Annotated in this window: 1 pseudogene; it reads left to right on the forward strand. The window is 66.7% G+C overall.

Features of this window, described 5'->3' with window-relative positions:
* Nucleotides 1-288 (forward strand): annotated as a pseudogene (locus EN818_RS32100) (hypothetical protein); the annotation flags it as partial.

A 288-nucleotide genomic window follows, 5' to 3' on the forward strand; every position in this document is an offset into this window, starting at 1 on the left:
CCTCCTTCACCATGATCGGCATCATCACAATGGCGACGATCCTGGTGCTGCCGCGCGACGCGGACTCCTTCTCCAGGGTGGCCATCGAGCACCGCCTGGAATACAGCGCGGCCAAGGTGGTGGTGACCAATCCGGCCAATCGCGGCAAGCTCGACGAGGGCGCCAACCTTCCACGGATCTCCACCATCCTCGGTGCGGACGATGCCTTGCGTCAGGGCGACATCGATTTCCGCGCCGCCCTGGCCGCCGCTTCGCCAGCCTGCGAACCGGTGATGCGCCGGGGCCAAG

It is taken from the genome of Mesorhizobium sp. M3A.F.Ca.ET.175.01.1.1 (assembly GCF_004791945.1).
Lineage (GTDB): Bacteria > Pseudomonadota > Alphaproteobacteria > Rhizobiales > Rhizobiaceae > Mesorhizobium.